Origin of the sequence: Achromobacter sp. UBA2119 (assembly GCF_002331005.1) — a bacterium.
Taxonomy (GTDB): Bacteria; Pseudomonadota; Gammaproteobacteria; order Burkholderiales; family Burkholderiaceae_B; genus Achromobacter; species Achromobacter animicus.
In genome coordinates this window covers 92574-118894 of sequence record NZ_DCYD01000010.1, presented here as the reverse complement: position 1 = coordinate 118894, position 26321 = coordinate 92574, and the positions used below count along the sequence as shown (strand labels likewise).

At 64.5% G+C, this 26321-nt stretch carries 21 protein-coding genes, 1 tRNA gene and 1 pseudogene; 6 read left to right on the top strand and 17 right to left on the bottom strand.

Translation table 11 applies throughout. From position 1 onward, the window contains the following. Window positions 1–60: 60 nt before the first annotated feature. Together B3098_RS10055 and B3098_RS10050 are read left to right on the top strand one after the other, a co-directional pair. Window positions 61–2031, top strand: coding sequence for a bifunctional diguanylate cyclase/phosphodiesterase (locus tag B3098_RS10055; protein WP_286895718.1), 1971 nt, complete (start codon window positions 61–63; stop codon window positions 2029–2031). Window positions 2032–2039: 8 nt separating this feature from the next. Further along, window positions 2040–3572: a sensor histidine kinase gene (locus tag B3098_RS10050; protein ID WP_286895716.1), complete on the top strand. Its 1533-nt coding sequence runs from the start codon at window positions 2040–2042 to the stop codon at window positions 3570–3572. Between the two features lie 41 nt (window positions 3573–3613). Here the strand turns inward: B3098_RS10050 and B3098_RS10045 are convergent, their stop codons facing one another. The 3 genes from B3098_RS10045 to B3098_RS10035 form a co-directional block, all read right to left on the bottom strand. Continuing rightward, complete coding sequence (locus B3098_RS10045) at window positions 3614–4333, bottom strand: response regulator transcription factor (RefSeq protein WP_043518814.1); 720 nt, start codon at window positions 4331–4333, stop codon at window positions 3614–3616. 215 nt (window positions 4334–4548) lie between these two features. Next, window positions 4549–6036 (bottom strand): protein adenylyltransferase SelO, encoded by a 1488-nt coding sequence (locus B3098_RS10040; RefSeq protein WP_286895712.1) that lies wholly within the window; start codon window positions 6034–6036, stop codon window positions 4549–4551. Further along, window positions 6033–6404, bottom strand: a complete 372-nt coding sequence (locus B3098_RS10035) for a DUF2069 domain-containing protein (protein WP_056571311.1) — start codon at window positions 6402–6404, stop codon at window positions 6033–6035. The genes B3098_RS10040 and B3098_RS10035 overlap by 4 nt, the downstream gene beginning before the upstream one ends. A gap of 17 nt (window positions 6405–6421) precedes the next feature. On the opposite strand from B3098_RS10035, the gene B3098_RS10030 reads away from it, so the two are divergent. Together B3098_RS10030 and B3098_RS10025 are read left to right on the top strand one after the other, a co-directional pair. Next, window positions 6422–7735, top strand: coding sequence for a YihY family inner membrane protein (locus B3098_RS10030; RefSeq protein WP_175125011.1), 1314 nt, complete (start codon window positions 6422–6424; stop codon window positions 7733–7735). Between the two features lie 36 nt (window positions 7736–7771). Continuing rightward, window positions 7772–8230, top strand: a complete 459-nt coding sequence (locus tag B3098_RS10025; RefSeq protein WP_056315762.1) for a CBS domain-containing protein — start codon at window positions 7772–7774, stop codon at window positions 8228–8230. A 34-nt stretch (window positions 8231–8264) separates the two neighbouring features. On the opposite strand, the gene dusA is transcribed toward B3098_RS10025, so the two are convergent. Next, entirely contained in the window at window positions 8265–9245 is a 981-nt protein-coding gene (gene dusA / locus B3098_RS10020) for a tRNA dihydrouridine(20/20a) synthase DusA (RefSeq protein WP_239214670.1), read from the bottom strand. A gap of 217 nt (window positions 9246–9462) precedes the next feature. On the opposite strand from dusA, the gene B3098_RS10015 reads away from it, so the two are divergent. Both B3098_RS10015 and B3098_RS10010 read left to right on the top strand, forming a co-directional pair. Then, window positions 9463–10431, top strand: coding sequence for a homoserine kinase (locus B3098_RS10015; RefSeq protein WP_175125013.1), 969 nt, complete (start codon window positions 9463–9465; stop codon window positions 10429–10431). 63 nt (window positions 10432–10494) lie between these two features. Continuing rightward, complete coding sequence (locus B3098_RS10010; protein WP_224776787.1) at window positions 10495–11298, top strand: BPSS1780 family membrane protein; 804 nt, start codon at window positions 10495–10497, stop codon at window positions 11296–11298. 6 nt (window positions 11299–11304) lie between these two features. Here the strand turns inward: B3098_RS10010 and B3098_RS29125 are convergent. The 13 genes and pseudogenes from B3098_RS29125 to rpoD all read right to left on the bottom strand — a co-directional run. Then, window positions 11305–11469: pseudogene (locus tag B3098_RS29125) on the bottom strand (DUF192 domain-containing protein); the annotation flags it as partial. 65 nt (window positions 11470–11534) lie between these two features. Next, entirely contained in the window at window positions 11535–12407 is an 873-nt protein-coding gene (locus B3098_RS10005) for a type II secretion system F family protein (RefSeq protein WP_414631267.1), read from the bottom strand. An 11-nt stretch (window positions 12408–12418) separates the two neighbouring features. Next, window positions 12419–13264 carry a type II secretion system F family protein gene (locus B3098_RS10000; protein WP_286895705.1) on the bottom strand — a complete coding sequence of 282 codons (846 nt, stop codon included), beginning with the start codon at window positions 13262–13264 and terminating at the stop codon, window positions 12419–12421. Beyond that, the gene (locus B3098_RS09995; protein WP_286895735.1) at window positions 13261–14946 is read right to left on the bottom strand and encodes an ATPase, T2SS/T4P/T4SS family; all 1686 of its coding nucleotides are present in this window, start codon (window positions 14944–14946) and stop codon (window positions 13261–13263) included. Before B3098_RS09995 ends, B3098_RS10000 begins: the two co-directional genes overlap by 4 nt. Beyond that, window positions 14946–16313: a type II and III secretion system protein family protein gene (locus tag B3098_RS09990; protein WP_286895702.1), complete on the bottom strand. Its 1368-nt coding sequence runs from the start codon at window positions 16311–16313 to the stop codon at window positions 14946–14948. Before B3098_RS09990 ends, B3098_RS09995 begins: the two co-directional genes overlap by 1 nt. Continuing rightward, window positions 16310–17113, bottom strand: coding sequence for a Flp pilus assembly protein CpaB (cpaB, locus tag B3098_RS09985; protein ID WP_286895700.1), 804 nt, complete (start codon window positions 17111–17113; stop codon window positions 16310–16312). The genes B3098_RS09990 and cpaB overlap by 4 nt, the downstream gene beginning before the upstream one ends. Further along, window positions 17110–17649: a hypothetical protein gene (locus B3098_RS09980; protein WP_286895697.1), complete on the bottom strand. Its 540-nt coding sequence runs from the start codon at window positions 17647–17649 to the stop codon at window positions 17110–17112. Before B3098_RS09980 ends, cpaB begins: the two co-directional genes overlap by 4 nt. A 158-nt stretch (window positions 17650–17807) precedes the next feature. Beyond that, window positions 17808–18425 carry a TadE/TadG family type IV pilus assembly protein gene (locus B3098_RS09975; RefSeq protein WP_286895694.1) on the bottom strand — a complete coding sequence of 206 codons (618 nt, stop codon included), beginning with the start codon at window positions 18423–18425 and terminating at the stop codon, window positions 17808–17810. Beyond that, entirely contained in the window at window positions 18422–19825 is a 1404-nt protein-coding gene (locus tag B3098_RS09970) for a hypothetical protein (protein WP_286895692.1), read from the bottom strand. Before B3098_RS09970 ends, B3098_RS09975 begins: the two co-directional genes overlap by 4 nt. Window positions 19826–19839: 14 nt before the next feature. Beyond that, window positions 19840–20106, bottom strand: coding sequence for a hypothetical protein (locus tag B3098_RS09965; RefSeq protein ID WP_056315734.1), 267 nt, complete (start codon window positions 20104–20106; stop codon window positions 19840–19842). Window positions 20107–20467: 361 nt separating this feature from the next. Then, window positions 20468–23038, bottom strand: coding sequence for an autotransporter outer membrane beta-barrel domain-containing protein (locus tag B3098_RS09960; protein ID WP_286895688.1), 2571 nt, complete (start codon window positions 23036–23038; stop codon window positions 20468–20470). 265 nt (window positions 23039–23303) lie between these two features. After that, window positions 23304–23382: transfer RNA gene (locus tag B3098_RS09955), tRNA-Ile, on the bottom strand. Window positions 23383–23389: 7 nt separating this feature from the next. Continuing rightward, window positions 23390–25657 carry an RNA polymerase sigma factor RpoD gene (rpoD, locus tag B3098_RS09950; protein WP_286895686.1) on the bottom strand — a complete coding sequence of 756 codons (2268 nt, stop codon included), beginning with the start codon at window positions 25655–25657 and terminating at the stop codon, window positions 23390–23392. Between the last annotated feature and the right edge of the window lie 664 nt (window positions 25658–26321).

Below are 26321 nucleotides of genomic sequence, written 5' to 3'. Positions count from 1 at the left end.
TGTCACGTTTGATATCCAGGTTTTTATCCCGCACAGGCCCAGGAAGGGATTCGCCAATACATGCCCACACTACGCCGGCTGCTTTTATGCTCCGCCCTTCTGGTCGGCTTTATCCTGCTGGGCGCCCAGGCCCTCGGGATGCTGGCGGCGCACCGCTATCTGAATACGCAGCTCGCCCAGCAAAGCGAATCGGGCGCCAATGCACTCGCCTGGGCCTTGTCGCACAGTTCCGGCAGCCATAGCGAGCAGGTTGCGCTTGCCGATGAACTGTTCGGGCAGGGTCTGTATTCGCTGGTCAATATCACGAACGAAGGGAACACGCTGCGTGTGGAGCGCCGGTCGGGGCCGGGTGCCGCAGGCCGGGAGCGCGACTGGCGCGCCGGCTGGCTGAACATGGAAGCCCCGGCCATTTCCCGTCCGTTCGTCATTCCTGGCGGACAAGGCAAAGGCACTCTTACCGTGCAGGCCGATGCCCGTCTGGCTCGCGACACGCTGTGGCAAGGCGGCATCCGCGTTCTGGGTCTGGTGCTGGCCGCAGCCGCATTCTGGGCGCTGTTCGCCACCAATCTCGTGCGCTGGATCGAAGCCCGCACGTCGCGCGACATCTGCGAACGCGTGCGCGCGCTGGCGCCCGGCGCCGATGCGCCACTGAGCGGTTCGTGCGAAGTGCCCGGTGTGGACCAGGCGCTGGTCGATGCGCAGCGCCGTGTCGCCGCCACGGTCGAGGAGCAGAATGCGCGCATCGAATCGCTGCAAAGCGAAATCTACCGGGATCCCATCTCGCGCCTGTCGAACCGCAAACATTTTGTCGACCAGTTCCGGCTGGCGCTGGCAGATAAATCCGACGAGGCCGGCGGCCATCTGCTGATGTTCCGCCAACGCGACCTCGCACAGATCAACCGGCACCTGTCGCGCGCCTTCACTGACCAGTGGCTGCGCTCATCGTCGGACCGCCTGCGCAAGCTGGTGCAGGAATTCGGCGGTCCGGGCACACTGATCGCCCGGATCAGCGGATCGGATTTTGCCCTGCTGCTGCCGCGCACCTCGGCGCCGCAGGCCAGCGTGCTGGCCGAACGCGTGCGGCGCGAGCTGCGGTCGCTGCGCGTGCCGATGGACAAATACGGATGGTGCCGGTGGGCGCTGGCCATGGCGGCGTTCGCGCCGGGCGACAACATGAGCGACATCCTCGCGCGTCTGGATCATGCGCTGATGTGCGCCGAAAGCGCGGACGACGACCAGATCACGCCGGCAAGCCAGGCCGCCGACAGCACCCGCATCGGTGAATACAGTTGGCACGACGCGCTGGTTACGGCGCTGGAGCAGCACCGGTTCTCACTGACGGCACAGCCGCTGCATGACCTGTCGGGCGACCTGCTGCACCACGAGGCCTGCCTGACGCTGCACGATGCCTCCGGCACCGATCCCGTGCCTGCTTCGATCTTCATGCCGCCAGCCGTGCGCCTGGGCCTGTCCGCCGAATGCGATATCCAGGCGATCCGCCTGGGTCTCGATTGGCTATTCACTCATGACGGCGCACTCACGGTGCCGGTATCGCTTGCCACGCTTGCCCAAGGATCCTTCTTCGCGCGTCTTGAACGCATGCTCGACGACCGGCCCACGCTGTCAGCGCGGCTGATCCTGGAGGTCGACGCCGCGGGACTCGTCGAACAAGGCGCCGATGTGCGCCAGCTCTGCGACATCGTCATGGGCGCCGGCGGACGGGTCGGGGTAGCGCGGCTGTCGCAGCAATTCGGCGCCATGGAGCACCTGCACGAATTTCCCGTCTCGTACGTGACGCTGAGCGGCAGTTTCATCGGCGGTCTCCTGCAAAGTCCCGGCAGCCAGCACCTGGCTGCCACCGTGGTCGCGACCGCGATGACGCTCGGCATGTCGGTCTATGCGGCTGACGTGCCGGACACGGCGACGCAGCTCGTGCTGGAAGGGATCGGCGTCCGCGCGATAAGCGGAGCTGTCGTAAACTCCGCCCACGCGCAAGACCTCGCGCATGATCACCAATGGGTTCCTAGTTGACGGAAGGATTGTTTCTTCGCACCCGCTGGCGTTTTCGCCACCTTCGCGCAAGCCAGCCCGGCTTCTTCCGGACAACCATCTGGTCGGGAGTTGGTCTGCTGCTGTGCGCCTGCTTCTGGCCGGCCTACGCGCTCGCTTATGGGTTGAATGCCGACGGGGGACATGCCGGCTACGAGAACCTGCACTCAGGCTTGACCGCCGGCGTCGCCATCGCCTGCGCGATAGTGTGCGGCGTGGCCTGGGCGCACACGCGCAACGCGCTGTATGCAGCAGGCATGGCCTTCGCGCTGGTCGAAGGGTTGTTCCGTTCGCTGCCCGATCTGATGCCGCCGGGCGCGCTGCAAGCTGCCTCTTATGCCGCCCTGCTCGCCCTGACCGCGCCCCTCCTGCAGGGATCGCGCATTGCAACCGGACTGGGCGTTGCGTGCCGGTGGATCAGCATTGCGCTGTCCGGCGTGGCGGCGCTGGCGCTGATCTTCGTGTATGAAACGGAATCGGGAGTGCTTCCTGCTGCCATTGCCGGCGTGTGCGCTGCGCTGAGCGTGCCGTTGGCGCTGTGGTTCCTGGCCAGCGCGGTGCGGCAGCGGTCTGGCCGCCCGGCCAACCTTGCGCTGATGCTCGCGTTTGGCGCATCAGCCTGGATCCTCGGGCACGACGCGTGGCACGCAAGCGGCGCAGACGCCACGGATGCGGGCTTCGAAATGCTGAGGCTGATGCTGGTGTCGGGCACGCTGGTCTGGCTGGCGCTGGATGCCTCCAACAATGCCGCGCCCGCGCGCAACAATGGCGCCGGCTCGGACGCCGAACACCTGGCGCAAGGCGAACTGCGGCTGGCCGAACTGGCCGGTGCGCTGGACACGCAACGGCAGATGAACGCGCTGATCTCCCACGAGCTGCGAGCGCCCTTGGCCACCATCAGCGCCGCGGCGCAATCGCTGGACATGATTCTGTCGGACAGTGGCGAAACCGTGGACACGCGGCTCGCGCGCATTCATCGGTCGGTTGCGCGGATGACCGAGCTGATGGATCAGTTGCTGAATCAGGATCGCCTCGAGGAACATGCCTGGAGTCCGCGCGGCGAACAGACAGACATGGCCGACCTGGTGCGCGACGTGGTGAATGCCATGCGCCCGGATACCGCGCATGCCCTGGTGCTCGAAGCGCAAGCGCCGCAGCCGGTGTTCTGCGATCGCCCGCTCACCAGCGTCGTCGTGCGCAACCTGATCCACAACGCCATCAAGTATTCGCCGGCGAACGAACCGGTGCGAATCGAGACGGGTCATACACGGGTCGGCGACACGGCCATGACCTGGGCAGCCGTCGTGGACCGCGGACCGGGGATTGGAGAAGAGGAACAGGCCCGGATCTTCGAACCGCGCTTTCGGCGGTCCGCGCATCGCGAAACCCAGGGCATGGGGATCGGGCTATATCTGGCCCGGCGCATCTGCCAGAGCCAGGGCGGTTCGCTGACGATGCAAAGCAAGGTGGGCGTGGGCACGCGCTTTGTCATCACCCTGCCCGCCAACGGGCAGTCGGCTTAAGCGCTGCACGGGCCTTGGCGTCAGCCGCAGCCGCGGCCGGGTCAGGCCGCGAACACGTAACCCTGACCGCGCACCGACAACACCGGCAGTTTAAGTCCGGCGCTCTGCGCCTTGGCGCGCAGACGGCTAACCAGCACGTCGATACGCCGCAACTCAAACCCGCCCGGGCTGTCGGGCAGGAAGAGTTCAGCCAGCGCCTGCCGGCTGACGGCACTGCCCGCGGCGTCCATCAGGGCTACCAGGAACGTCCGTTCCTGCGCGCTCAGGTGCAGCGAGGCGCCGTCGGGCGCCACCAGGATCCAGCCGCCGTCCTGCAGCGACCAGTTCGTATCCGCCGACGCGCGCGTCTCGGCGTCAGCCGGGCGTGGCGCCTTGGCCAACCGCATGCGGCGCGCCAGACTGCGAATGACGGAGCTGAGTTCCAGCAAATCCACCGGCTTGGTCATGTAGACGTCGGCGCCGCCCTCCAGGCCGCGGACGCGGTCTTCCAGGGCGCTGCGGCCCGTCAGCATGACGATGCCCACCGGGCTCAAGGCACGCAGGCGCGTCGCAACGGAAAAGCCGTCTTCGCCGGGAAGATGGGCGTCGAGAATGACGATGTCGCACGGCTGCTCTTGCAGGCGGCGGTAGAACGCCACTGCATTGTCACAAGCGAACGCCACGCGAAAACCGTAGCCGCCCAAGCCCAACGCCAATTCCTCGCGGAAATCGGCGTCGTCCTCGAGCAGTCCTATACATAGCAAACCATCTGCACCAGGCATATTCAGAGTGCTTTACATTGAAATTGTCGACAAATAACCCTGGAGCGCCCACGCGATCAAAAATGCCCCGGAGCCGGCAATCTTACGACTTTTACAATGGAAACGAATGATTGCAGCGAAAAAAATGGCGATATTTCACATTTTTACCGAGATTCTTTTGTTAATCCGGGGAATGTCGCACGATTAATGCTGTCGACGTTATCGCAAAATTATCTTCACGACGAGCAACTCACTTCGATTCCGCCAGCCCAATCCGGGGGCAGGCCGGCATAGCGTTCAAAGCCGTCCTGGGCGACGAAGGGGCTTCGCAGCAATTTCATGAGCGTTTCAATTTCGCTGGCGTCCCCGGCCTTGGCCGCACGAATCGCCTGTTCTGCCAGGTGATTGCGCAGCACGTACAACGGATTTACACCGTTCATGGCGGCCGCCGTATTCGCCACAGGCCGCCCGTCCTGCGCATGCCGGGCCAGCAGCTTGTCGAGCCAGGCGCCAGCGGCGGGACGGTCGATAAACAAATCCTCAAAGGCGCTGCGCTGTCCCTGCGTGGCGTCGGCCAGCCGGCGCCAGGACAACGTGAAGTCCGCCTGATTGGCGTCCATCAGTTTAAGCAGATCGTCCAGCAACGCCTCATCGTCAGGACGCCACGCCGCCAAACCCATCTTGGCGGCCATCTTGTCATGGAACGCGCGCGTGAAAATGGCTTCGTATTCATCCAGCACGGCGCGCAATGCGTCGGCGTCCTGTACCAGCAGGTGCAGACTGCCGCCTAGCCGATACAGGTTCCAAAGCCCCACGGACGGCTGCCGATTCCAGGAGTACCGACCCTCGGCATCCGAATGGTTGCAGATGTGACCCAGCCGGAATCCGTCCATGAAACCATAAGGGCCGTAATCCAGCGTCAGCCCCAGGATCGACATATTGTCGGTATTCATCACGCCGTGGCAAAACCCGACAGCCTGCCAGTCCGCCATCAGCAACGCCGTGCGCCGCGTGACTTCACGCAGCAGATTCACATACGGGGCCATCTCGGACGCCGAATCGCCAGTCGGCACGTCGCGGCACTCGGGGTAATAGCGGTCGATCACATAATCGGCCAGCGTTTTCAGCATGTCGGGCTGACGCCGTGACGACCAATGTTCAAACGAGCCGAACCTGACGAAACTGGGCGACATCCGCGTCACGATCGCGGCGGTTTCGACGGTTTCGCGCATGACCGGATCATCGGAAACGACCAGCGCCAGGGCGCGCGTGGTGGGCACGCCCAACCCGAACATCGCCTCGCTGGCCAGGTACTCCCGCACGGAAGACCGCAGCACGGCCCGCCCGTCGCCCATCCGCGAGTACGGCGTCATGCCCGAGCCCTTGAGCTGCAGTTCCCAGGCGCCCTTGGGCCCTTGAACCTCGCCCAGCAGATGCGCCCGACCGTCGCCAAGCTGCCCTGCCCACACGCCAAACTGGTGGCCGCTATAAACGGCGGCCAGCGTATCGCCGCCCGGCAATGGCTGCCCGCCGGAAAACACCTGCAGGAATTCGGGGGTGGTCAGGACCGACGGATCCAGCCCGATCAGGGCGGCCGCGTGTTCGTTGGCGTGCAGCAGACGAGGATTGTTCAGCCCGCGCGGCGCCAGCCGGGTGTAGAAAGCCTCGGGCAGGGCCGCAAAGGAGTTGACGGCTTGCAGTTCGGACAGGGACTGGGCATTCATGCGCGTTGACTCCGGGCAGCGCGCTTGGCGGGCCGCACATAAAAGATGGCGCTGAGGAAAAAGGTGGTGGACAAGATGATCTCGCCCCACGCCATCAAGACGGACAGCGGCGCCGGATCCGACATGGCGCGCACCACGCCTTCCATCAGATACAGCAGCGACAGCATGGCCGCCCACTGGTAGGTGTAGAGATTGCCTCGCACGATGCCCCGCAGCGGAAACGCCAGCGGCAAGGCTTTCAGCAGCATCCAGGAACCGCCCGGCCGCACCGGCGCCACCACGGTTTCCCAGGCGACGCACAGCACGATCAGGGCAAACAATGAAACCGAGGCGACGAGGCGCAAGCGGGGGTTGAGTTCGGGATTCATGCTGCTATTATCGCCTGATGAATCGCCCCGCCGAGCCCGCCGCCGCTACGCCGGCGGTCAAAGAACGACCAACCTCGCGCATTTCCCGGGTCGCGAGGACCGGACGCGTATTTCGTTTCGTCCTCCAACGCGCCAACGAAGAAAAGCTGCTGCAGGTTGCCTCCAGCCTCACCTTCACCACCGTTCTGGCAATCGTCCCCATGCTCGCGGTGGTGCTGTCGCTGTTCACGGCCTTTCCCGTGTTCCAGGAATTCCGGGTCGCCCTCGAGGACTTCCTCACCACCAGCCTGATGCCGCCGTCCGTGTCGGACAACATCATGGACTACCTGAACCAGTTCGCGCACCAGGCGTCGCGCCTGACCGCCATTGGCGGCGCGTTCCTGCTGGTCACATCGCTGCTGCTGATCATGACGATCGATCAGGCCTTCAACGACATCTGGCGCGTCTCGCGCCAGCGTCCCCTGCCGCAGCGGGCACTGGTGTATTGGGCCATCATCACGCTCGGACCCGTCCTGGCGGGCGCCAGCTTGTGGGCGACCTCGTTCGTGGCCCGCGAATCGCTGGGTCTCATCAAGGACGTCCCTGAAGTCATCAGTGTCGTCGTCTCGTTCATCCCGCTGGTGCTGACCGGCCTGGGCTTTGCCGCGCTTTTTGTCGTCGTACCCAACCGCGACGTGCTGTGGCGCGACGCGCTGATCGGCGGCTGTGTCACGGCCATCGTGCTGGAAATCATGAAGTCGGCGTTCGCCTTCTACCTGACCCGGTTTCCCACCTACACGGTCATCTACGGCGCCTTCGCCACGCTGCCAATCTTCCTGCTGTGGATCTACCTGTCCTGGCTGGCCGTGCTGCTGGGCGCAACGCTTGCTTCCAGCGCGCCGCTGATCCGGCTGGGACGCTGGCACATCAACCGCTACCCGGGCGCCTCGTTCGTCGACGCGCTGGATGCGCTGCGCGCACTGCGCCGCGCGCAGCTCTCGACGCCCGGCGGCGTGGCCGCCAACACGTTGGCCTCGGAGCTGCGGCTGCATCAGGATGAACTCAATGAAGTCCTGGAAACGCTGAGCAAGATGGGATTGGCCACCCGCAGTCCCGAAGACAACTGGATGCTGACGTGCGACGCGCGCGAGACCTCGTTGGCGCCCGTCGTGGATCGCTTCCTGCTGGACCGAAGCCAATCCCGCGTCCGCAATGACCCCGACATCCTGCGCATCGCATCGTCCGTAAATTCGCCGCAAACCACGCCAACGCTGGAAGAACTCTGCGGAGAAGCGCAAAATACCGGAAATGGAGTCGCCCCAGTGCTGCAACTGGAAGCGAACAAGAAATAGCAAAGCATAGGGCGCAGTCCGCCCCAGGAGATACCGATGTTGAAGGTCAGTGAGATTTTGCGCGTCAAGGGCGATACGCTCTATACGGCGTCGCCCGACATGCCCGTGGCCCAGGCCGTGCAAACCATGAGCGAACAAGACATAGGCTCGCTGGTCATCATGGAATTCGGCACCCTGACCGGCATGCTCACGTTCCGCGAAATCATCCGCCACATGCACGCGCACGGCGGCGCAGGCGATACGACCATCCGTTCCATCATGGACGACGCGCCGGTCAGCGTTTCGCCCAACACCAGCGCCGACGAAGTCCAGCGCCTGATGCTCGAAAAGCACGCCCGCTACATCCCCGTCATGGACGGCCCCACCCTGATGGGCGTCATTTCGTTCTACGACATGGCGCAGGCCATCGTCGCGGCGCAGCAGTTCGAAAACAACATGCTGAAAGCCTACATTCGCGACTGGCCTGCCGAAAGCGCGGAGCCCGCCCAGTCCTGAGCCCGCCGGCGCCCTTGCGGCGCCGGCTACGGATTCACATCCCGGCGGACGCGGCCTCGCGCGTCGCGTCGCGCGCACCCGGCGCATGCCGCTGGCTGCGCCACGCGTCGTAGATCAGTTCCGGATTGTTCGCCGCCAAAAGGGCCGGATCCGACAACATCCGGCGCCACCGGCGCGCCCCTGACTGGCCATTCACCAGCCCCAGCATCGGACGCGTCATCACCCGCAGCGGCACGCCCTTGGCAACCTGACGCGCGGCGTACTCCGTCATCGCGTCCACGACCTGCGCATCACTGGGCAGCCGCACCGACGGCCACAACTGCATTGACACTTCAGACAGCACGCGCGGCGTATGCCATGCGGCGCGACCCAGCATTACCCCATCAAAGGCTCCGGCCGCCTGCACGGACTGCCCGGCATCGGCGAGACCGCCATTGAGCACGAACGTGCAATCCGGAAAATCGCGCTTCAATTGCGCAACCACGTCGTAGCGCAGCGGGGGGATCTCGCGGTTGTCCTTGGGCGACAGGCCCTTGAGCACGGCATTGCGCGCATGCGCGATGAACACGCGGCAACCGGTGTCATAGACCTTGCCCACGAAATCGCGCACGAACTCATAGGATTCGTCGTAGTCCAGTCCCAGGCGGTGCTTGACCGTGACAGGAATGTCCACGGCGTCCTGCATGGCCTTCATGCAGTCGGCCACCAGGGCCGGCTCGGCCATCAGGCAGGCGCCAAAGGCGCCCTTCTGGACCCGTTCGGACGGGCAGCCGCAATTCAGGTTGATTTCGTCATAGCCCCATTGCTTGCCAAGCTTGGCGGCGTGCGCCAATGCGTCGGGCTCGCTGCCGCCCAATTGCAAGGCGACGGGATGCTCGGCCTCGTCAAAGTCCAGGTGGCGGGCCACGTTGCCGTGCAACAGCGCACCGGTGGTGATCATTTCGGTGTACAGGCGGGCGCGCGGCGCCAGCAGACGGTGAAAGTACCGGCAGTGGCGGTCAGTGACGTCGATCATCGGGGCGACGCAAAGCCGCCAGTCGGGGGAGTCCAAGAATCACTCTACAAAACAAGGGGATGCGGTATTTTACGGTGCTTGGCGACATTGTGCCCGCCGGGATCGGCGCCCCACGTGGAACCGCTGCCCGAGGCCGCCCGCCATGTGGTCTAAAATTGCGGCGCCGCGACCCTGCACGCCCGTGCGCGCGTCCGTTCAACCCTCATACCGAAGATCCATGGCCGTATTCACCCCCGTATCCGATGACGACGCGCGCGCCCTGCTGGCGCATTTCGATCTGGGCGAGTTCGTCTCGCTTCGAGGCATTACGGCGGGTATCGAGAACACCAACTATTTTCTGTACACGACACGGGGCGAATATGTCCTGACGCTGTTCGAGGTGCTGACGCAGGCGCAGTTGCCCTTCTATATTGAGCTGATGTATCACCTGGCCGAACGCGGCATCCCGGTGCCGCAGCCGCAGACGCTGCGCGACGGCACCCGCTTGACCACGCTGCACGGCAAGCCGTGCGCCATCGTGTCGCGCCTGCCCGGCGGGTACGAGCCGGCCCCCGGCCCCGCCCACTGCGCGCTCGCCGGCGCCACCCTCGCCCGCGCCCACGTCGCGGCGCAGGACTTTCCGATCCACCAGCCCAACCTGCGCGGGCTGTCGTGGTGGCTCGAAACCGCGCCCAAGGTCCTGCCCTTTCTCAGCCCCGCCCAGGCCGAACTGCTGACGTCCGAACTGGCCGCCCAGCAGGCCGCCATCCAGACTCCCGCATGGCAGGCCTTGCAGTCCGGCCCCGCCCACTGCGACCTGTTCCGGGACAACGTCCTTTTTGCCGGCACCTTCGAGGATCCGCTCATGGGCGGCATCATCGACTTCTATTTCGCGGGCTGCGACACCTGGCTGTTCGACGTGGCCGTCAGCGTCAACGACTGGTGCATCGAACGCGACACCGGCGAATTCATCCCCGAGCTGGTGCAATCCTGGCTGGCTGCCTACGCGGCGGTGCGCCCCTTCACGGACGCCGAGCGCGAAGTCTGGCCCCAGATGCTGCGAGCGGCAGCCCTGCGTTTCTGGCTGTCCCGGTTGTACGACTTCTTCCTGCCCCGCCCGGCGCAGACGCTCAAGCCGCACGACCCACGCCACTTCGAAAGAGTGTTGCAAGCGCGCCACCGCTCGGAACTGCCCGTCTTGCCGTAACCGCTACGCCCCCCATAATGGGAACAGCATCCCCTATTTGAGAGAACTCCCCTCTAGAGAGCCATGCAAGCAGCATTTCTACCCGCGACGTCCGGCTGGCTTTGGGTCCGCGACGGATTCCGTCTGTTTCGCAAACAACCCCTGGCCATGTTCACCTGGGCCATGGCGATCAGCCTGCTCGTCGTCTTTGCTTCGGCAACGCCGCCGGTCGGCCCGATGCTGGTCGTGGCCCTGATGCCCATCATCACTCTGATGACGCTGTCCGCGTGCAAGCACGTCGAGGCCGACCGCGTCATGCTGCCGTCCATGTGGGGCAAGCCGCTCAAGCAGCCCGGCGTGTTCCGCAAGCTGTTCCTGATGGGTCTGCTGTATGCCGGCCTTTGCCTGGTGACAGGCCTGGCCATCTTCCTGCCCTTTTCCGATTCGATGATGGAAGGCATGCGCATCGCCTCGGTCGAAAAGAGCATGGAGCCGATCCTGTCGGCCATGGCCATGCCGCTGATGCTGTTCGCGATTTGCTACGTGGTGATCGCGGCGCTGTTCTGGCACGCGCCCGTACTGGTGGCCTGGCACGGTCTGCGCCTGACGCAAGCCCTGTTCTTCTCCGGCATCGCGTGCTGGCGCAACAAGCTGCCGTTCATGGTGTATGGCGTTTGCTGGATCATGGTGTTCCTGTTCATCGACCTGTGCGCCGGATTGCTGGTTGCCGTCGGCTTGTCGCCCCAATTTGCCGGCACGCTGCAGATTCCGTTCAACATCGCGGCGGGCGGCGTCCTGTACTGCAGCTTCTATCCGGCCTATACCTCCGTGTTCGGCATCAATAACCCCGGCACGCATCTCGACAACGGCAACGGCGCGCAGGCATAGCGTCACCCGCCACGGCGCGAGCGCCCGGCGCAATCCCACCACCCGGCCGTCCCGGCCGATAAACGCCACGTCGATGGCGTAACGCATGCCGAACGTATGCACCGCGGCGCAGGGAGTCAGTAGCACGCCTGCCCGCGGCCCCGGCGGGGCCCGCCCCAGCAACCCACGCATACGCCCCCACCACCGCTTCACGGTCAGCAACCGCAGGCGCCCTTCGCGTAATGGCATGGGGCGGCTCATTGCACGCTCTGCAATAACTGAACCGCAATCGGAAACGCCAGCACGATAAACGTGCACGGAAAGATGCAGCCGATCAACGGCAGCAGCATCTTCACCGGCGCCTGCATCGCCAGTTGCTCGGCCCTCGTGTGGCGATCGCTGCGGCATTGCGCCGCCTGCGCGCGCAAGACCGGCCCCAGGCTGGCCCCAAGCGCCTCCGCCTGCGCCAGAGCCGCCGCCCAGTTTCGCGCCAGCGCGCTGTTGCTGCGCTCGGCCAATGTCTTGATCGCCACGGTTCGGGACACGCCCGCCCGCATTTCTGCCAGGGCATCCGTGAGCGCGTCGCGCAGCACACCCGGCGGACCGCTTTGTGCCGCCAATTGCAGCGCGCCCTGCACGCTCAAGCCCGCTTCGACGCACAGCGTCATCATGTCGAACACGAAGGGCAGATCCCGTTCGATGGCGCGGCATCGCTGCGCACCCAGCCCCTTCAACCACAACGCCGGCGCCATGCCGGCGGCCAGCGCACACGCCAGCGCCCAGGGCAGCAGCGCCGCAGCGCCCGGCGGCGCCAGCGCAAGCGCTCCGGCGGTGGCCATGCCGCCGGCAGCGATAGCCGCGCTAGCGCACAACGCCGCGATGTGCGCATACCCGACTTCCCGCGGCAACGCCGCCCGTTCTATTGCCTGGTCCAGCCGTAGCCGCCACCGCCACGAGCACAGCGGACCCGCCAACGGCGCCACCGCAGCGATCCAGGGCCATGCGACGCGCCACCACCACGGCATGGCGCGCGCCGCATTCTGTTCCGCCTTCAACAACGGTCTCAACAGCACCCACGCAAGCCAGGCCGTCCCGGCCGCCGTCGCGGACATGCTCAGGTATAGCCACATCCCGCCCCCGCTCAGATATCAATCCGCATGATTCGCCGGATCAGCAGCACGCCGGCCGTCTCCAGCACCGCCACGATGGCCAGCACGCCCCACCCCATCGGCGTATGCCACAACAATCCCATGATTTCCGGCTCCAACTGGTCGAGCACCGCCAGCAGCAGCAAAGGCAATGCGCCCACGATCCATGCCTGCAGCCGCCCCTGGGACGTCAACGCCAGCAGCTTTGCCTGCAATTGAAGGCGGACACGCAATGTCTGCGCGATGCTTTCCAGGGCTTCCGCCAGATTGCCGCCGGTCTTTGCCGCGATGCGCATTGCCGCCACCACCAGCGAGGTCGAGTCAGCCGGCATCCTGGCCTGCAGGTTGTCCAGCGCAACGTCCCACGGCACGCCCAGACGCTGTTCCCGCAGCATCAGACCGAACTCCTGGGCGAGCGGTGCGCTGCTTTGTTCCACGACATGGCGCAAACCGGTCGTCATGGCCACGCCGGCCCGCAACGCGGATGCCAGCATCAACAGCGCCATGGGCAATTGCGCTTCAAAGCGTCGCGCACGCCGTCGCCGCAATCCTTCTACAACCATTCGTGGCAGCCGCGCCGACGGGAGAGCGAACAAGACCGCCACCAGCGCGCTGCCGGTGGCCGTGAAAGCGGCGACCGCGGCCGCTACACCGCAGCCGACTGCGCCCACCCACAATTGGCGCGGGTCGATGAACAAAAACACTTCGCTCAAGCGCACGCTCGCGTCCTGGGTGTAGACCTCTCGGTAGCGCCGAAGCGCCGGCGCAAACCAGTTCTGCGCACGCCATGCCAGCAACCCGGCGCACACCATGGCGGCCGCTGCCGCAAGCCAGATCATGGCAAGCCCTGCGCAAAAGCGCCGAAGTCAGGCACCCGGCCCGCCGAGTCCGAAAACCATGCGGTATCCAGGCTTACGCCCTTGTCCGCCCATTCCTGCGCGAATCCAGGTAGCGCGCCGCATCCGCGAAACCCATGGGCTCGATCAAAGCCGAACAGGTCCTGCAACTGAATGCGGCCGCTTTCCATGCCTGCCACTTCAACGATCGCCGTGACGACGCGGCGTCCATCCGACAACCGCGCCTGCTGCACGACCACGTCCACACTGGCGGCAATGTGCTCACGGACCGCCGACAGCGGCAGGTCCAGCCCCGCCATCAAAATCATGGATTCCAGCCGGGCCAAGGCGTCCCGTGGAGAATTGGCGTGCAGTGTGGTCAGGGAGCCTTCATGGCCCGTATTCATGGCCGTCAACATGTCGAACGCCTCGGCGCCCCGGCACTCGCCCACCACGATGCGGTCCGGCCGCATACGCAACGCGTTGCGCACGAGTTCCCGGATGTCGACTCGGCCTCTGCCTTCCTGGTTCGCCGGCCGCGCCTCCAGCGCGACCAGATGTGCGTGGTTCAGCCGCAACTCCGCCGCGTCTTCAATCGTGACCACGCGCTCGCCGTCAGGAATCTCGTTCGACAGGATGTTCAGCAGCGTCGTCTTGCCGGAACCCGTACCGCCCGACACGACCAGGTTCTTGCGCATCCTGACGCATAGCGCCAGAAATCGTGCCATCGGATCGCTCAGCGCGGCCAGCGCAATCAGGTCTGGCATCTGGGGCCGCCGCTGCGGAAACTTCCGGATGGTCAGGCTGGCGCCCTTCATCGCCACGGGGGGAATGATGGCGTGCACCCGTGACCCATCGGGCAGCCGCGCATCCACCATCGGAGAACTTTCATCGATGCGGCGTCCCAATGGGGTCACGATGCGTTCGATCACCCAGCGCACCGATTGCTCGCTGGTGAACGCAGCCGGTTCGCGCCACAGGCGGCCCGCACGCTCTACGTAGATTTCGTCATAGCGGTTGACCATGATTTCCGTGATATCCGGCGCAGCGAGCAACGGTTCCAGCGGTCCGAGCCCCACCGCTTCATCCAGCACCTCGCGGCAGAGCGCCGCCTTGTCGGCCTGCGGCGGAAGTTCGGCGTCCGTGGCCACGATCTGCATCAAAAGACGCTCGGCCTCGGCGCGGAGCATGCCATCGCTCATCCCGGCCACATCGCGCCGGCGCAGGTCCAACGCGTTCAGCAGGGCCGCATGGAGGCGGCGGCGGTCGTGTAGCCGATGAGCGGGGGCCGGCGAAGCCGCCGCCGGGACGCAAACATCGTACGTTGGAGGTTGTCCGGATTGCGCGGCGCCCCGAAGCGCGGCATCCGGAGTGTCGACGCGGTCGGCTGCCTCGGGCGCAAGCCTCGACACCCGTAGCCTGCAAGGCCCGATAAGGATCTCGTCGTGAGGCAGCACCGGCGCGTGCCGCACCACCCTGACGCCGTTGACCATCGTACCCGCCAGCGTACCCAGGTCTTCCAGGACGATGACGTCTGCTTCGCAAACCAGCCGGGCATGTTGCCGGCCAATCCTCCAGGTTGGAATCCGCAACGCGCAATCAGCGCCTCTTCCAATCAGCACCGGCGCGGGCAGCTTGAGCTGCTGCTGCGCGGCGTCCTCAAAGGTCAGTTCAATATTGAGCATCACGGCCCTTTCGCCAATGTCGAACCTGCACCCGCCGAACGCGTGACCCATTGCGAGCCGGCGCCCGCGTAGGGATCCCACCCAGCCGCATCGGAAGGCACCGCCGTTCCCAGTTGGGGAGGATCCGGAAACGTCGACTCAAGCATCTCGCGTCCGCGCCGAACGCGATCCGCCATGGCGGGCTCGCCCTGCGACACGATCTTTGGCGTCACGAAGATAGCCAGTTCGGTCTCGCGGCGCTGATAGCGGGTAGAGGAAAACAACGCGCCCAGGATCGGGATGTTCCGCAGGCCCGGCAAGCCGCTGACGTCGGAGCCCTGCTCGCGCGAGAGAAAGCCGCCGATGACAAGCGTGTTGCCGGAACGCACATTGAACTCGGTGGACGCGCGGCGTGTCCGCAGCGCCGGGCCGCCGGGAAGGCTTAGCGAGGTGTCGACTGAACTGGCCTCCACTTCGATGAGCGACCGGATGACGCCGTTGCGGTCGATCCGAGGCGTGATGTTCAGCGACACGCCATAGGGTTTGAATAGCGTGGTGGGATTGCCTTGCGCATCGGTGGAAGCGTAAGGCACTTCCCCGCCTGCAAGAAAGGTCGCGCTCGCGCCGCTTCGGGCAAGAAGCTGCGGTTGCGCAAGCATGACCGCTTCTCCGGTTTGCGCCAGCGCGGCAATACGTGCCGACAGCAAGGCGTTGACGCCGAAGTAACCCGCGGCCGACGAGACCGGTGCCGCCGTCTCGATGATCTGCTCGCCCGGCCGGGTCATGCGGCCACGAGATCCGCCATCCCACGCCAATCCCGCATTGACGCCCCCCTGCGTCAGGCCATCCCAGCGCACGCCGAACTCCTGCAGCCGCGACGTGGGAATTTCGACCACCTGCACGTCCAGCAGCACCATGCGGTCCCACCCGACCTGTCCCGTGAAATCCACGACCTCCGGATACCGGTCCGCCAGCGCCGCGATGCGCGAGCGGTCATCGTCGGACAGATCGTCGCCTTCGATCAAAATGCGGCCGCCCACGCTCGAGCTTCGCGCACCCGGAATGCGGGAGAGCAGGCTATGAACCTCTTCGCGCAAGCGCGGCGTACCGGCGGCCACCACGCGCAGCTCATAGGCCGCGATGCGATCGCGGCCTGCCCAGACATGCACGGACGACACGCCTTCCGCCCGTGCGAACACCACGATCTCGCGCCCTTCGGCAGCCACGGCGTTGACCACCTGGCTATTGCCGATGGCCACCCGCCTCACGCCAGGGTGCGGCAACACGCGGGTCTCGCCGACCTGCAGTTCCAATGTCTGGGTGTCAGACCATGCGGGGTGGCAAACCAAGCACAGCACGAAGACCAGGAAAGCTCTTATTGGCGTCATGGCCCCTCCGAGTCGATGCTTGCCCACGCGTCCAGGCGATCGCCATAAAGAATGGCAACGCCCGGCGCAGGCTTGGGTTCAGCATCCAGTCCGATGAGCGAAGCCAGATCGCTTTGCGCGGCGGGGTTCACGGATGCTGCGTCATCGCGATGACGCAACATTGCAGTCAACACCCCAGCCTGCCGCGCGGCGATGAACCGCATGGCTTCATCGGGCGTCGCCGCCAAGGTGATGTTGCCAGCGCCGTCCTCGCCCCCGACGGTCAGGACGCGCATGCTCTGCAGCACCGGCACGGTGAGCTCGCGTTGGCGGTGATTGAAGGTCACATAGATGTCGATCGCGTCGCCGCCCTTCAGCATGTCCGCCAGCCCGCCCAGATCGGTGGCCGCAACCGTGAGAGCGCGCTGCCCCGCTCGGAGCCGCGCCGCCAGCGAGGGCTGTGGCGCTTCGAAGGTCATGAAACTTCTGAGCAGGGGTTCGCCATGCGCGACTTCAGCAAGAAGCGTGGCGCCGATCACGCTGCCGAGCTCAAGGGGATCCACACTGGCCCCCGGCGCCCAGGGCTGCGGAATCTGGCGCACAGCAAGGTGCACCTCTTCGAGTAGCGTGCCGGCCGGAAGGTCATAAGCAGCCACCAGGCGACTGACCGACGGCGTGTGCGCCTCGGCCTCCAGCGCCTGGACGCGCTGCTGGACGTGTTCCCGCACGGCCCAGGCGGCCACCAGTCCTGCCAGCACGGCCAATCCGTATACGCCGGTACGGCGCAGCCGCGCGGCGCCGCGAATGATCCAGGGATTCATGGCGCCCACCCCAGTGCACGCAGCCCGCTGCCGCCGTCCAAAGGCACCAACCACAGCTTCATCCGCTCGCGTTCACGCGCCCACCATTGATCGGCGCCATCGCCCTGCTGAACCCATCCTGCCCGCCGCATTCCGGCATCGAGGAGTTCGGCCAGTTTTTGCGGCGGCACCGCGTACTGCCAGATGCGGTCGGAAACCTTGACGCCGGACTCCATCACGGCGACATCCGATTTGACGCGCGCGCCCTTCGGCAGCCACCCGGGCAACTGCGCGGTGGGAGCCGCACGAACACTGATCGCCGAAAGGCTGCCGACAGTACGGTCCATTCCAGCACTTTCCAATTGCGCAACCCAGCGGTCATTGCCGACGCGGCCGGACAAGATGAGTTGTCCGGGCAGCACGTGCAGATCTGCCAATGCAGGCTGCTGGGCAGCCAGCGTTTTGGCTACGGCCGACGGGCTTTGGGGCACATCGAGCACCCATACCTGCGCCGGCATCCCGTGCAGCCACATCCGGTCCGCCAGGCGCTCGCGCACAGCCCCCGCGGGCAATCGCAGGCCCTCAAGACTGAGGACGCCCGCTGACGCACTGGCGCGCTGAGGCAGCAACAATCCACCGCATAGGCCGACGCCGACTGCGAGGAAACCAACGCGGCGCCACATGCCCCACCGCTTGGGAAACGTTCGTGCCCGATTCATCTTCCGTCCTCCGCACGCTTGCCAAGCCGATCATTCGGCGCCACGTCATGCCACGCCGAAAGCCAATCCAGCGACAACGCAGGCCGCCTCCATGGGACCTCGACCTTGCTGACCTGACGCTGCATGCGCTCGGCCTCGGCCAGCGACGTGCGGCCGGCCTGCAACCACCCTGCCGACGACGCGCCTACGCGTCGTTGCGCGTCGGCGTCGCCATGCGCATAGCCCGCTCCGCTTGCGACACTGATGTGACGCGAGATCGGCAATCCAAACATGGCGTTCCCCGGAAGCGGCAGCGAACGGGTCTGCACGGACAACAACTGCATTGCCCCGCCAAACCAGTCGTTCTGCAACGCCGCGGCGCCGGCCGCGGCGGTTCCCGGCCAACTCTGGGCCGCGTCGGTCAGGACCATTCCTGACGGCGCACGTAGCGTTGCCGCCGGCTGCCCCAACGCCACCGCCATGACAGCCTGCCGGCTGGCTTGCGTGTTGCGCTGCGCTGAAAACTGCATGGCGCCGATATCGGAGACCGCCCAGAGCAGCACTGCCAACAGCGGCAAAATCAGCAACGCCTCGACCACCGCTTGCCCGCGTTCGGTTGACCCGCGCCTCTTCATCGAAGCCTCCCGGCCTGCACGGCTTCCTGCTGCGTAAGCGCGGACAGGCGAGCCTGCCAATAGGGCCGAAAGAGCGTGGCCAGTTCCGACCTGCCGTCGGCGCGTCGATCCGGCCGCGCAAAGTGCGTCTCGGCCGCCGTGCTGACCGTGACGACGCCGGTCCGCCCCAATGCGGTGTAGCGAAACTGACCACTTGGCGCGGCGACGGCACTGTCGGCATCCGTGGTTTTGACGAAGGTGGAATCCAGGCTGACCGCAATGGCAAACCGTAAGGGCTCAGCCGGACGCTTCGACGCGACTTCCCGATACGCCGGCAATCCGCGCCCCGGCCAGCGCCGGGCCGACGCCATGGCGTAGGAGTTCGCCATCGGATTGGTGGCCCCGTCAAAGATGTTCCACGAGGTGGCGTGCTCGACCCACCGCCAGAAGTCCTCCTGCGAAAAGTCCGCGGGTGGATCTTCGACATACTCCACGTCGTCTGGGGCACGGCTTTTTTCGCCCTGCACGGTTCCCCATCCCATCGCGTACTCGCGAAAATAGCAGCCGATCCAACGGTTCGAGCGCAGCGCGTGGTAGGACTGCGTGTCCAACGCGCCCCAATGGCCGTCCGGCCCCAGCCAGGTCGAACCGCGCCGCCTGAGCTCGTGCCGATGCAAGGGACAACGTGAGCTGACGGCCCAAGGATTGCGACGTGTGTCGTTGCGGCGATCCAGGAACCCATAGCGAGCCACCGCGTCTTCCGTTGCAGGGCGCAAGCCGGCCTTGCGCGTCGCTGCGTGGCGCTTCGTGTAGCCAGGCCACCCGTCGGTCAGCAGTCTCAGATCAATTGGCGATGCAGCAGCGGACGCCCCGCCAGCGTTGATCTCACCGAACGCCGGATAGTTGGCAGCCAGCACCTCACGCATTGCACGATCCCGTGATGCCGTAAGGTCACCCACAATCTCTCGCGCCGCCATTTCCAGCACCTGATGCACGACGCGATCGTGTTGCGCGAAAGCAGAGGCGAGCCGGCCTTCGGCATTCGAAGGCCCCCGCGCGCCCTGATAGGCCGCCCCGGCGTCGGGTCCGAAAAGCATGGCGATCAGGCTGGCCGGCGGATTGCCTCGCTGGCGCTGCGATTGCATCGCATCGAGATAGTGCGCGGACGCCCCCAACGTCACCAGATGTGCCATGGCAACCTGATGCGCGATCTGACTGCGATTCACGTAGGCAATGGCATTGAGTGCGCGCGCCTGAACCAGCGCGCCGCTATAGGCGGCCGCGTCGGCCGCATGGGTGAGGCGGCCTCGAGCCTCGATGGTCTGGCCAAAGTTGTACAGGACCACCAGCGACGCCGCACCGACGGCCGCAATGACGATACCCAAGACCAGGGCTTGGCCGCGCTGTTGATCGGCGAACATGATGGGATGCGCCCTCAATTCGCGATCTCGGCATTGCCGGTAAATGACTTGAGCGACCGCGCCTTGGTCTGCGCAGCGGCCTTCTGGGCCGCCTGCTGCGCGGCTTTGGATTGCGTGCTGCCATCTTCGCCGGCCAGCTCGCGGGCCATCGCCGCCGTCTGCGAACGCACCACTTGTCCGAAATACTGATAGACCGCGATTGCCGCGACGGCGACCAGCGCCACCACGACAATGTACTCGGTCATACCCTGGCCCAACTGGCGTTTTCGATGCCCCCACATGTCTGCTCTCCCGTGCAATGAACGTGGAGGCCAGTGTCGCCAGCCGGCAGCCGGCGAACAATTCGTGGATGCCGAGACGGACAAATTCGCCCCCGCACCTTGACGCGCGCGCCCGTCAAGAAACCTGGAGAAGAAGATGATTCAACCCCGTTTATCGCAAGGGTTTCCCCTATTGCCGGGCCGGATTGCCAGCAGTAGATTGGAGTTGCCGGGCTGTCTGACACCCATCGCGTGCGAAGCCGGGCAGGAGCGCCTCAGACTCATCTTGAGTTGGGGCGCTCTTCCATTTGGGGGGCCTGCTGGCGGGGCTTTGCTATTCGCGGGAGCTATTGCCCTTTCGCGTACGAGCCTTGGACGGTCCCTACCATTGCACGCGAAATCCGATCATGCCGCCCACGGAATGGTTGTCGCTCATGTTGTTGGTGGCGCCGGCTACGCTCAGGTTGCCATACACACCGTAGCGCCCCTTGTTCCACAGGTAGGTTCCACCGACGCCAAGCTCGGCCCACAGACGCTCATCGCGGCTTCGAAAAGACACGCCGGCCACGTTGACGTTTGTGCCATTCATGAACTCGTTATAGAGATTCGCGATGGCGTACACATGCGTTCGGCCCGCCGCGCCCTTCGTAGCAGAGGACTCAGGTTCATAGTCGAGCGACACGCCCAAACGTCCGGTCAGACTGTCGCCATCGTCAATCCGCACCTTCGCGCCGAACGGGTCCGTGAAACTGTCGAAGTCCACGCGAGACCGAATCAACTGCGCCTGCGGAGTCAGCGAGAGCCCCTTGCCGATGTCATAGCGATAGCCCGTCTCCACCGAGATGGCGACGCCGTTTCCGTTGTTGCCCTTCACCTCATCACGCCCGATCGTGCGCGACGAGATATCGCTGTCGAACCACATGGCCTGCAATTGTCCATCCACGTAGAACCCGCTGGCGCCGTACCACGTCAGGCTGGCGCCCACGCCCGTGCCGGTCGTGTCGATCTTGCCCCGGCCATACGGAGACGCAATATCGGCGGACGCGTTGCCATGAGAAAGATTCACGCCGGCCACCAGCATCGACCCATCCGGCCGGCGGTTCGCCACGACGTCAATGCCAGTTTGCAGCTTCCACAGATCGATATCCCGGCTCGACTTCGTCGCCGACTGTGCCGGGTTCATTGAACTGGTGGACCCTTGGATGCGAGCCCACCCCCCGTATTTTTCTCCGGCTGCGGGCAGTTGACCGTCAGTTCGCCAGAACCGGTTTCCGATGCGTTGCTGCAACGTCGGCACCGTATTGAGGGAAGCGAGCACCTGGGGATACTGCTCGAAAAGCGGTATGCCAGGCTGATAGCGCGGCCCCTCTTCGGGCATGCCGGGAATTTCCTCCACCGGTGCGCCAGGCCCGGGTTCGGGTTCCGGAATGGGTCCGGGCCCTGGTTCCGGTTCGGGAGCCGTCCCGGGCTCCCTGAACTCGGATACGAGGTACCAGTGACCGTCCGCGGGCGTCTCGCTGCCGCCGTGTTCAAGCGTGTACGCATACGCGCCGGCGATCACGGCTTGCTGACCGTTTTCGGCCCGGTAATCGCCCTGAAGTATGAAGGCATTTGCGGGCGACGCGCCGCCGACCTCAATAACGCGAATGCCGTTTACCGTCTGCGCCCCGCTGCCACTCAGGTTGGTGACTTTGACAGCGGTATTGCCTGCAACATTGCCTGTCACAACCAGTTTGTCAGCGGGCGACGCATCATTGCCAAGCACCGTCTCCAGTTGCAGCAACGAACCGCTGCTACCCGTGTAGTTTCCGCTGATGGTCAGCGTGCCCAACGATGCCCCGGGCGATACGGTGCCTGCGTTGACGACACTGCCCACCCGTCCGCGCCCTTCCAACGTACCGCCCGTAAGAATCTGCATCGACGCGCCCGACAGATCGCGATTGACCTGAAGAATGCCCGCGCTGCCTATTCGCGCGACACCCGTAAAGTCCCCGTGTTCCGCATTCAGGATCGTGCGCCCCGCCATCGCTTCCAGCCGCCCGCCGCCGACCAATCCAGTATTGGACCCCGCGGCATTGTTGGCGCCATTGTTGATCGTCGCATCGAACACATAACTGGAAGACGTGTGATTGAAAATCACACGGCTGTCGCCCGGGCCAAATGAAACGCGCGTGGTTTCCAGCGTGCCAGGCGCGACCGGCGCAGTGCCCGCATCGCTGCCGATAACAAGCTTGCCGATCCCGGAAGCTGTCGAGCCTATCAGCGCGCCGGGAGCGATCACCTTCCCGCCTTCGGAGATCGTCAGGCTGCCACTTCCGAACGAGCCAATCTGAATGGGCGAGCCGGAAAGCCACTGAGAATTGGCCCCGCTAACCATTACCGCTCCTTTGCCGCCAAAGACGCCAATGGAGCCCGAACCCGTCGAAACATAGCCGCCATCCGCGATGTTCAAACTCCCCACACCCGACATCCCGATGAAGAGCAGCTGATTGTTTATCCATTGCGAGCCCGCGCCAGTGACGGTCACAACGCCTACGCCATCGTCGAATTCCCCGAGCGTGGCGCGCTGACTCTGGACCACGCCGCCACCGGCAACCGTCAGTGTCCCCGCCGCACTCCAGCCGACATTCAGCGTGCTCAAGCCGTTGACGGACACCTCCCATCGCGCGTTCGGTCCGGTCACCGAGACCAACCCGGCGCCGCCGGAAATACCCCCCAGGTAAGCGTCGGGGCTGCTCACCAAGCCGCCACTCAACACATTCAACGTGCCGGTTCCCGCGTTACCGACAAGGATAGAAGTACTTATGTTCCAAGGGGAAGCCTGCGTGCCCGGGACGGATACCGTCTGCCCGCTCTCGATGGTGATCTGAGCGGCCGATAGCCAAGGAAATGCCAGGAGAGGGAGCAGCGACGAGCGAGAAAGCACGCCGGCGTGCAGAGCGTTGTTTTTCATGAAACTTCCTCCGATCGGGCTTCGGTATCAGCACATGCCAAACATCAGACGGGGCGGATGGGCCTCCCCTCATCGCCCACAGCCGTGAGCGGTTTCGAGGATTATTGAGGAATAGTCCTTTTGGACGAGGCAGTATTACGCAGAGTTACCAATACGGAACAGTCGACGATGCGCGGTCATTGAGCCTTCTCGTACGCATGGACGCCAGAAATGAAAACAGCCGCCATTGCTGGCGGCTGCGGTACCTGATTGCTCAGGATTTCTTTGGTAGGCCCCCCGAGAGTCGAACTCGGCACCAACGGATTATGAGTCCGCTGCTCTAACCAGGCATGAGCTAGAGGCCCAGGAAATTTACTGCCCTTCCAGGAAGCTCTTCAGCTTGTCGGCCCGGCTGGGGTGACGCAGCTTGCGCAGCGCTTTAGCCTCTATTTGGCGGATGCGCTCGCGCGTGACGTCAAACTGCTTGCCCACTTCTTCCAGGGTCTGGTCGGTGCTCATTTCGATACCGAAACGCATGCGCAGGACCTTGGCTTCACGCGGGGTCAGAGAGTCTAGCACTTCCTTGACCACGTCGCGCATCGAACCATGCAGCGCTGCATCCGAAGGCGCCAGCGTGGACGTGTCTTCGATGAAATCACCCAGGTGCGAATCGTCGTCGTCACCGATGGGCGTTTCCATGGAGATCGGTTCCTTGGCGATCTTCAGGATCTTGCGGATCTTGTCCTCGGGCATGTCCATCTTCTGCGCCAGCGTCGCGGGATCCGGCTCAGCGCCGGTTTCCTGCAGAATCTGACGGCTGATGCGGTTCATCTTGTTGATCGTTTCGATCATGTGAACCGGAATACGGATGGTGCGCGCCTGGTCGGCGATGGAGCGCGTGATGGCCTGACGGATCCACCACGTTGCGTAGGTCGAGAACTTGTAGCCGCGACGGTATTCGAACTTGTCCACGGCCTTCATCAGGCCAATGTTGCCTTCCTGGATCAGATCCAGGAACTGCAGGCCACGGTTCGTGTACTTCTTGGCGATCGAGATCACCAGACGCAGGTTGGCTTCGGTCATTTCGCGCTTGGCCTTGCGAGCCTTGGCTTCGCCGGTGGCCATGCGCTTGTTGACGTCCTTCAGGTCCTTCAGCGGCAGCACGACGCGCGTTTGCAGGTCGATCAGCTTTTGCTGCAGTTCCTGCACGGCGGGAATCTGGCGCTCCAGCGTTTCGGCGTACGGATGGCCAGCGGCCACTTCGTCGACGACCCACTGCAGGTTCGTTTCGTTGCCGGGGAACACCTTGATGAAGTGCAGGCGCGGCATGCCGGCCCGGTCCACACACGTATGCAGGACAGCGCGCTCGAGCTGACGGACTTCTTCAACCTGGTTGCGCAGCGTGTCGGCCAGCTTTTCCACCATCTTGGCGGTGAAGCGGATGCCCATCAGTTCGTTCTGGATGGATTCCTGGGCGCGCACGTAGATGTCCGACTTGTAGCCGTCCTTCTCGTACGACAGGCGCATCTTGTCGAACTGCTTGTTGACCTCGTCGAACTTGGCCAGAGCCTTGACGCGCAGGTCTTCCAGCTGTTTGCTGGACATGCCGCCGGCGGGGCCGTCGTCGCTTTCGTCTTCATCCGCGGTGACACCGGCGCCGGCGTATTCTTCGCCGTCTTCCGGATCGACCAGGCCGTCGACGACTTCGTCGATCTGCGCCTGGCCTTCACGCACGCGGGTGATGTGGGCCAGGATTTCGTTGATGGTGGTCGGGCAGGCCGAGATGGCCATGACCATGTGCTTCAGGCCGTCTTCGATGCGCTTGGCGATTTCGATTTCGCCTTCGCGGGTCAGCAGCTCGACCGAACCCATTTCGCGCATGTACATGCGGACCGGGTCGGTGGTGCGGCCGAAATCGGAGTCCACGGTCGTGAGCGCGGCTTCGGCTTCGTCTTCGACGTCGTCGTCGTTGGACGCTACCGGCGCGTTTTCGCTCATCAGCAGGGTTTCGGCATCGGGCGCCTGGTCATAGACCGCGATACCCATGTCGCTGAAGGTGCTGATGATGCCGTCGATGGCTTCCGCGTCGACCAGATCGTCGGGCAGATGGTCGTTGATTTCGCCGTACGTCAGGTAGCCGCGGTCCTTGCCCAGCTTGATCAGCTGCTTCAGGCGATTGCGGCGTGCTTCGTATTCTTCCGGCGTGACGGGACCGCGGGCGATCAGATCCTTGGGATCGGCCTTGCCGCGCTTGCCGCCGCGCTTCGGCGGCTTCAGGTCGGGCAGGACTTCGCCTTCGCCGTCCATCGGATCGTCGAAACCATCGGAGTCGTTGTTGGCGTTCTTGGCGGGGCGGCCCGGACGGCGGCCGCTCGGCGCGGGGCGTGCGCTGCCGACCAGGTCGGCAAGCTTGTCTTCGGCCTTCTTGGCGCGGGCCTTCGTCACCTTTTCAGGCTTGTCCGCGGCAACGGCCGTCTTGGCTGCCTTTTTGGCAGCCGTCTTGACAGCGGGCTTGGCGACCTTCACCGCCGTCTTGGCGGGCGCTTTTTCCGCGGCCATGCTGACGGCGCGCTTGGGCGCCACAGCCTGGATTTCGGCCGCATCAATTGCAGAGGAGGATTTGCCGGTGGATTTGGTCATAGTCGCTTCCGTGGTCGTCGCAACCCGTTTGGGCATGTTGCACCGCATAACGCCGCGCCGGGTACGGACCCGGGGCGGCTTGGAATACGGGTAAATCTGGTGGATCGGCAGAGTTCATGCGGCTGCGTTGTTCGCAGCACCGGCTCTTTCGAGCCCTTCTGGCGCCGTACCGGGTGCTTTACCGTTCTGGCGCAAGACGTGCATGACCTCATTCACCGGCGGGTTCCGGACGTTGGGGGGGCTGCCTGCCTATAAATAGGCTTTGCTCGCTTATCGGGCCATTGCCCCAAGCAGCTAGGTATACACAGCACCCGAACCACTAACGCCACGCGGAATGACCGCCGCTGAACTGCTATTGATCCACCGCTCAGCTATATTAATTAACCATGTAACAATTCAGACACACGCATCCGGATTTTTTGAAGCGTTCAACTACCGGGTGCCCGAGCGGCTTGCCGCTCTCGTCCAATTGGCACAATAAGTATTAGATTCCGGCATCCGGAATAGATTCCGATGCCAAACTACATTTCACGTTCCTGCTACTGCTGTATCGGTATGGCGAACAATCAACTTCCATACCGACCTTCAATTTTGTCGATCATGCAACAGTCGGGCCGCAACTGGCAATGGCGGTGAGCCTTAGGCAGCGCACTTGGGCACCCCA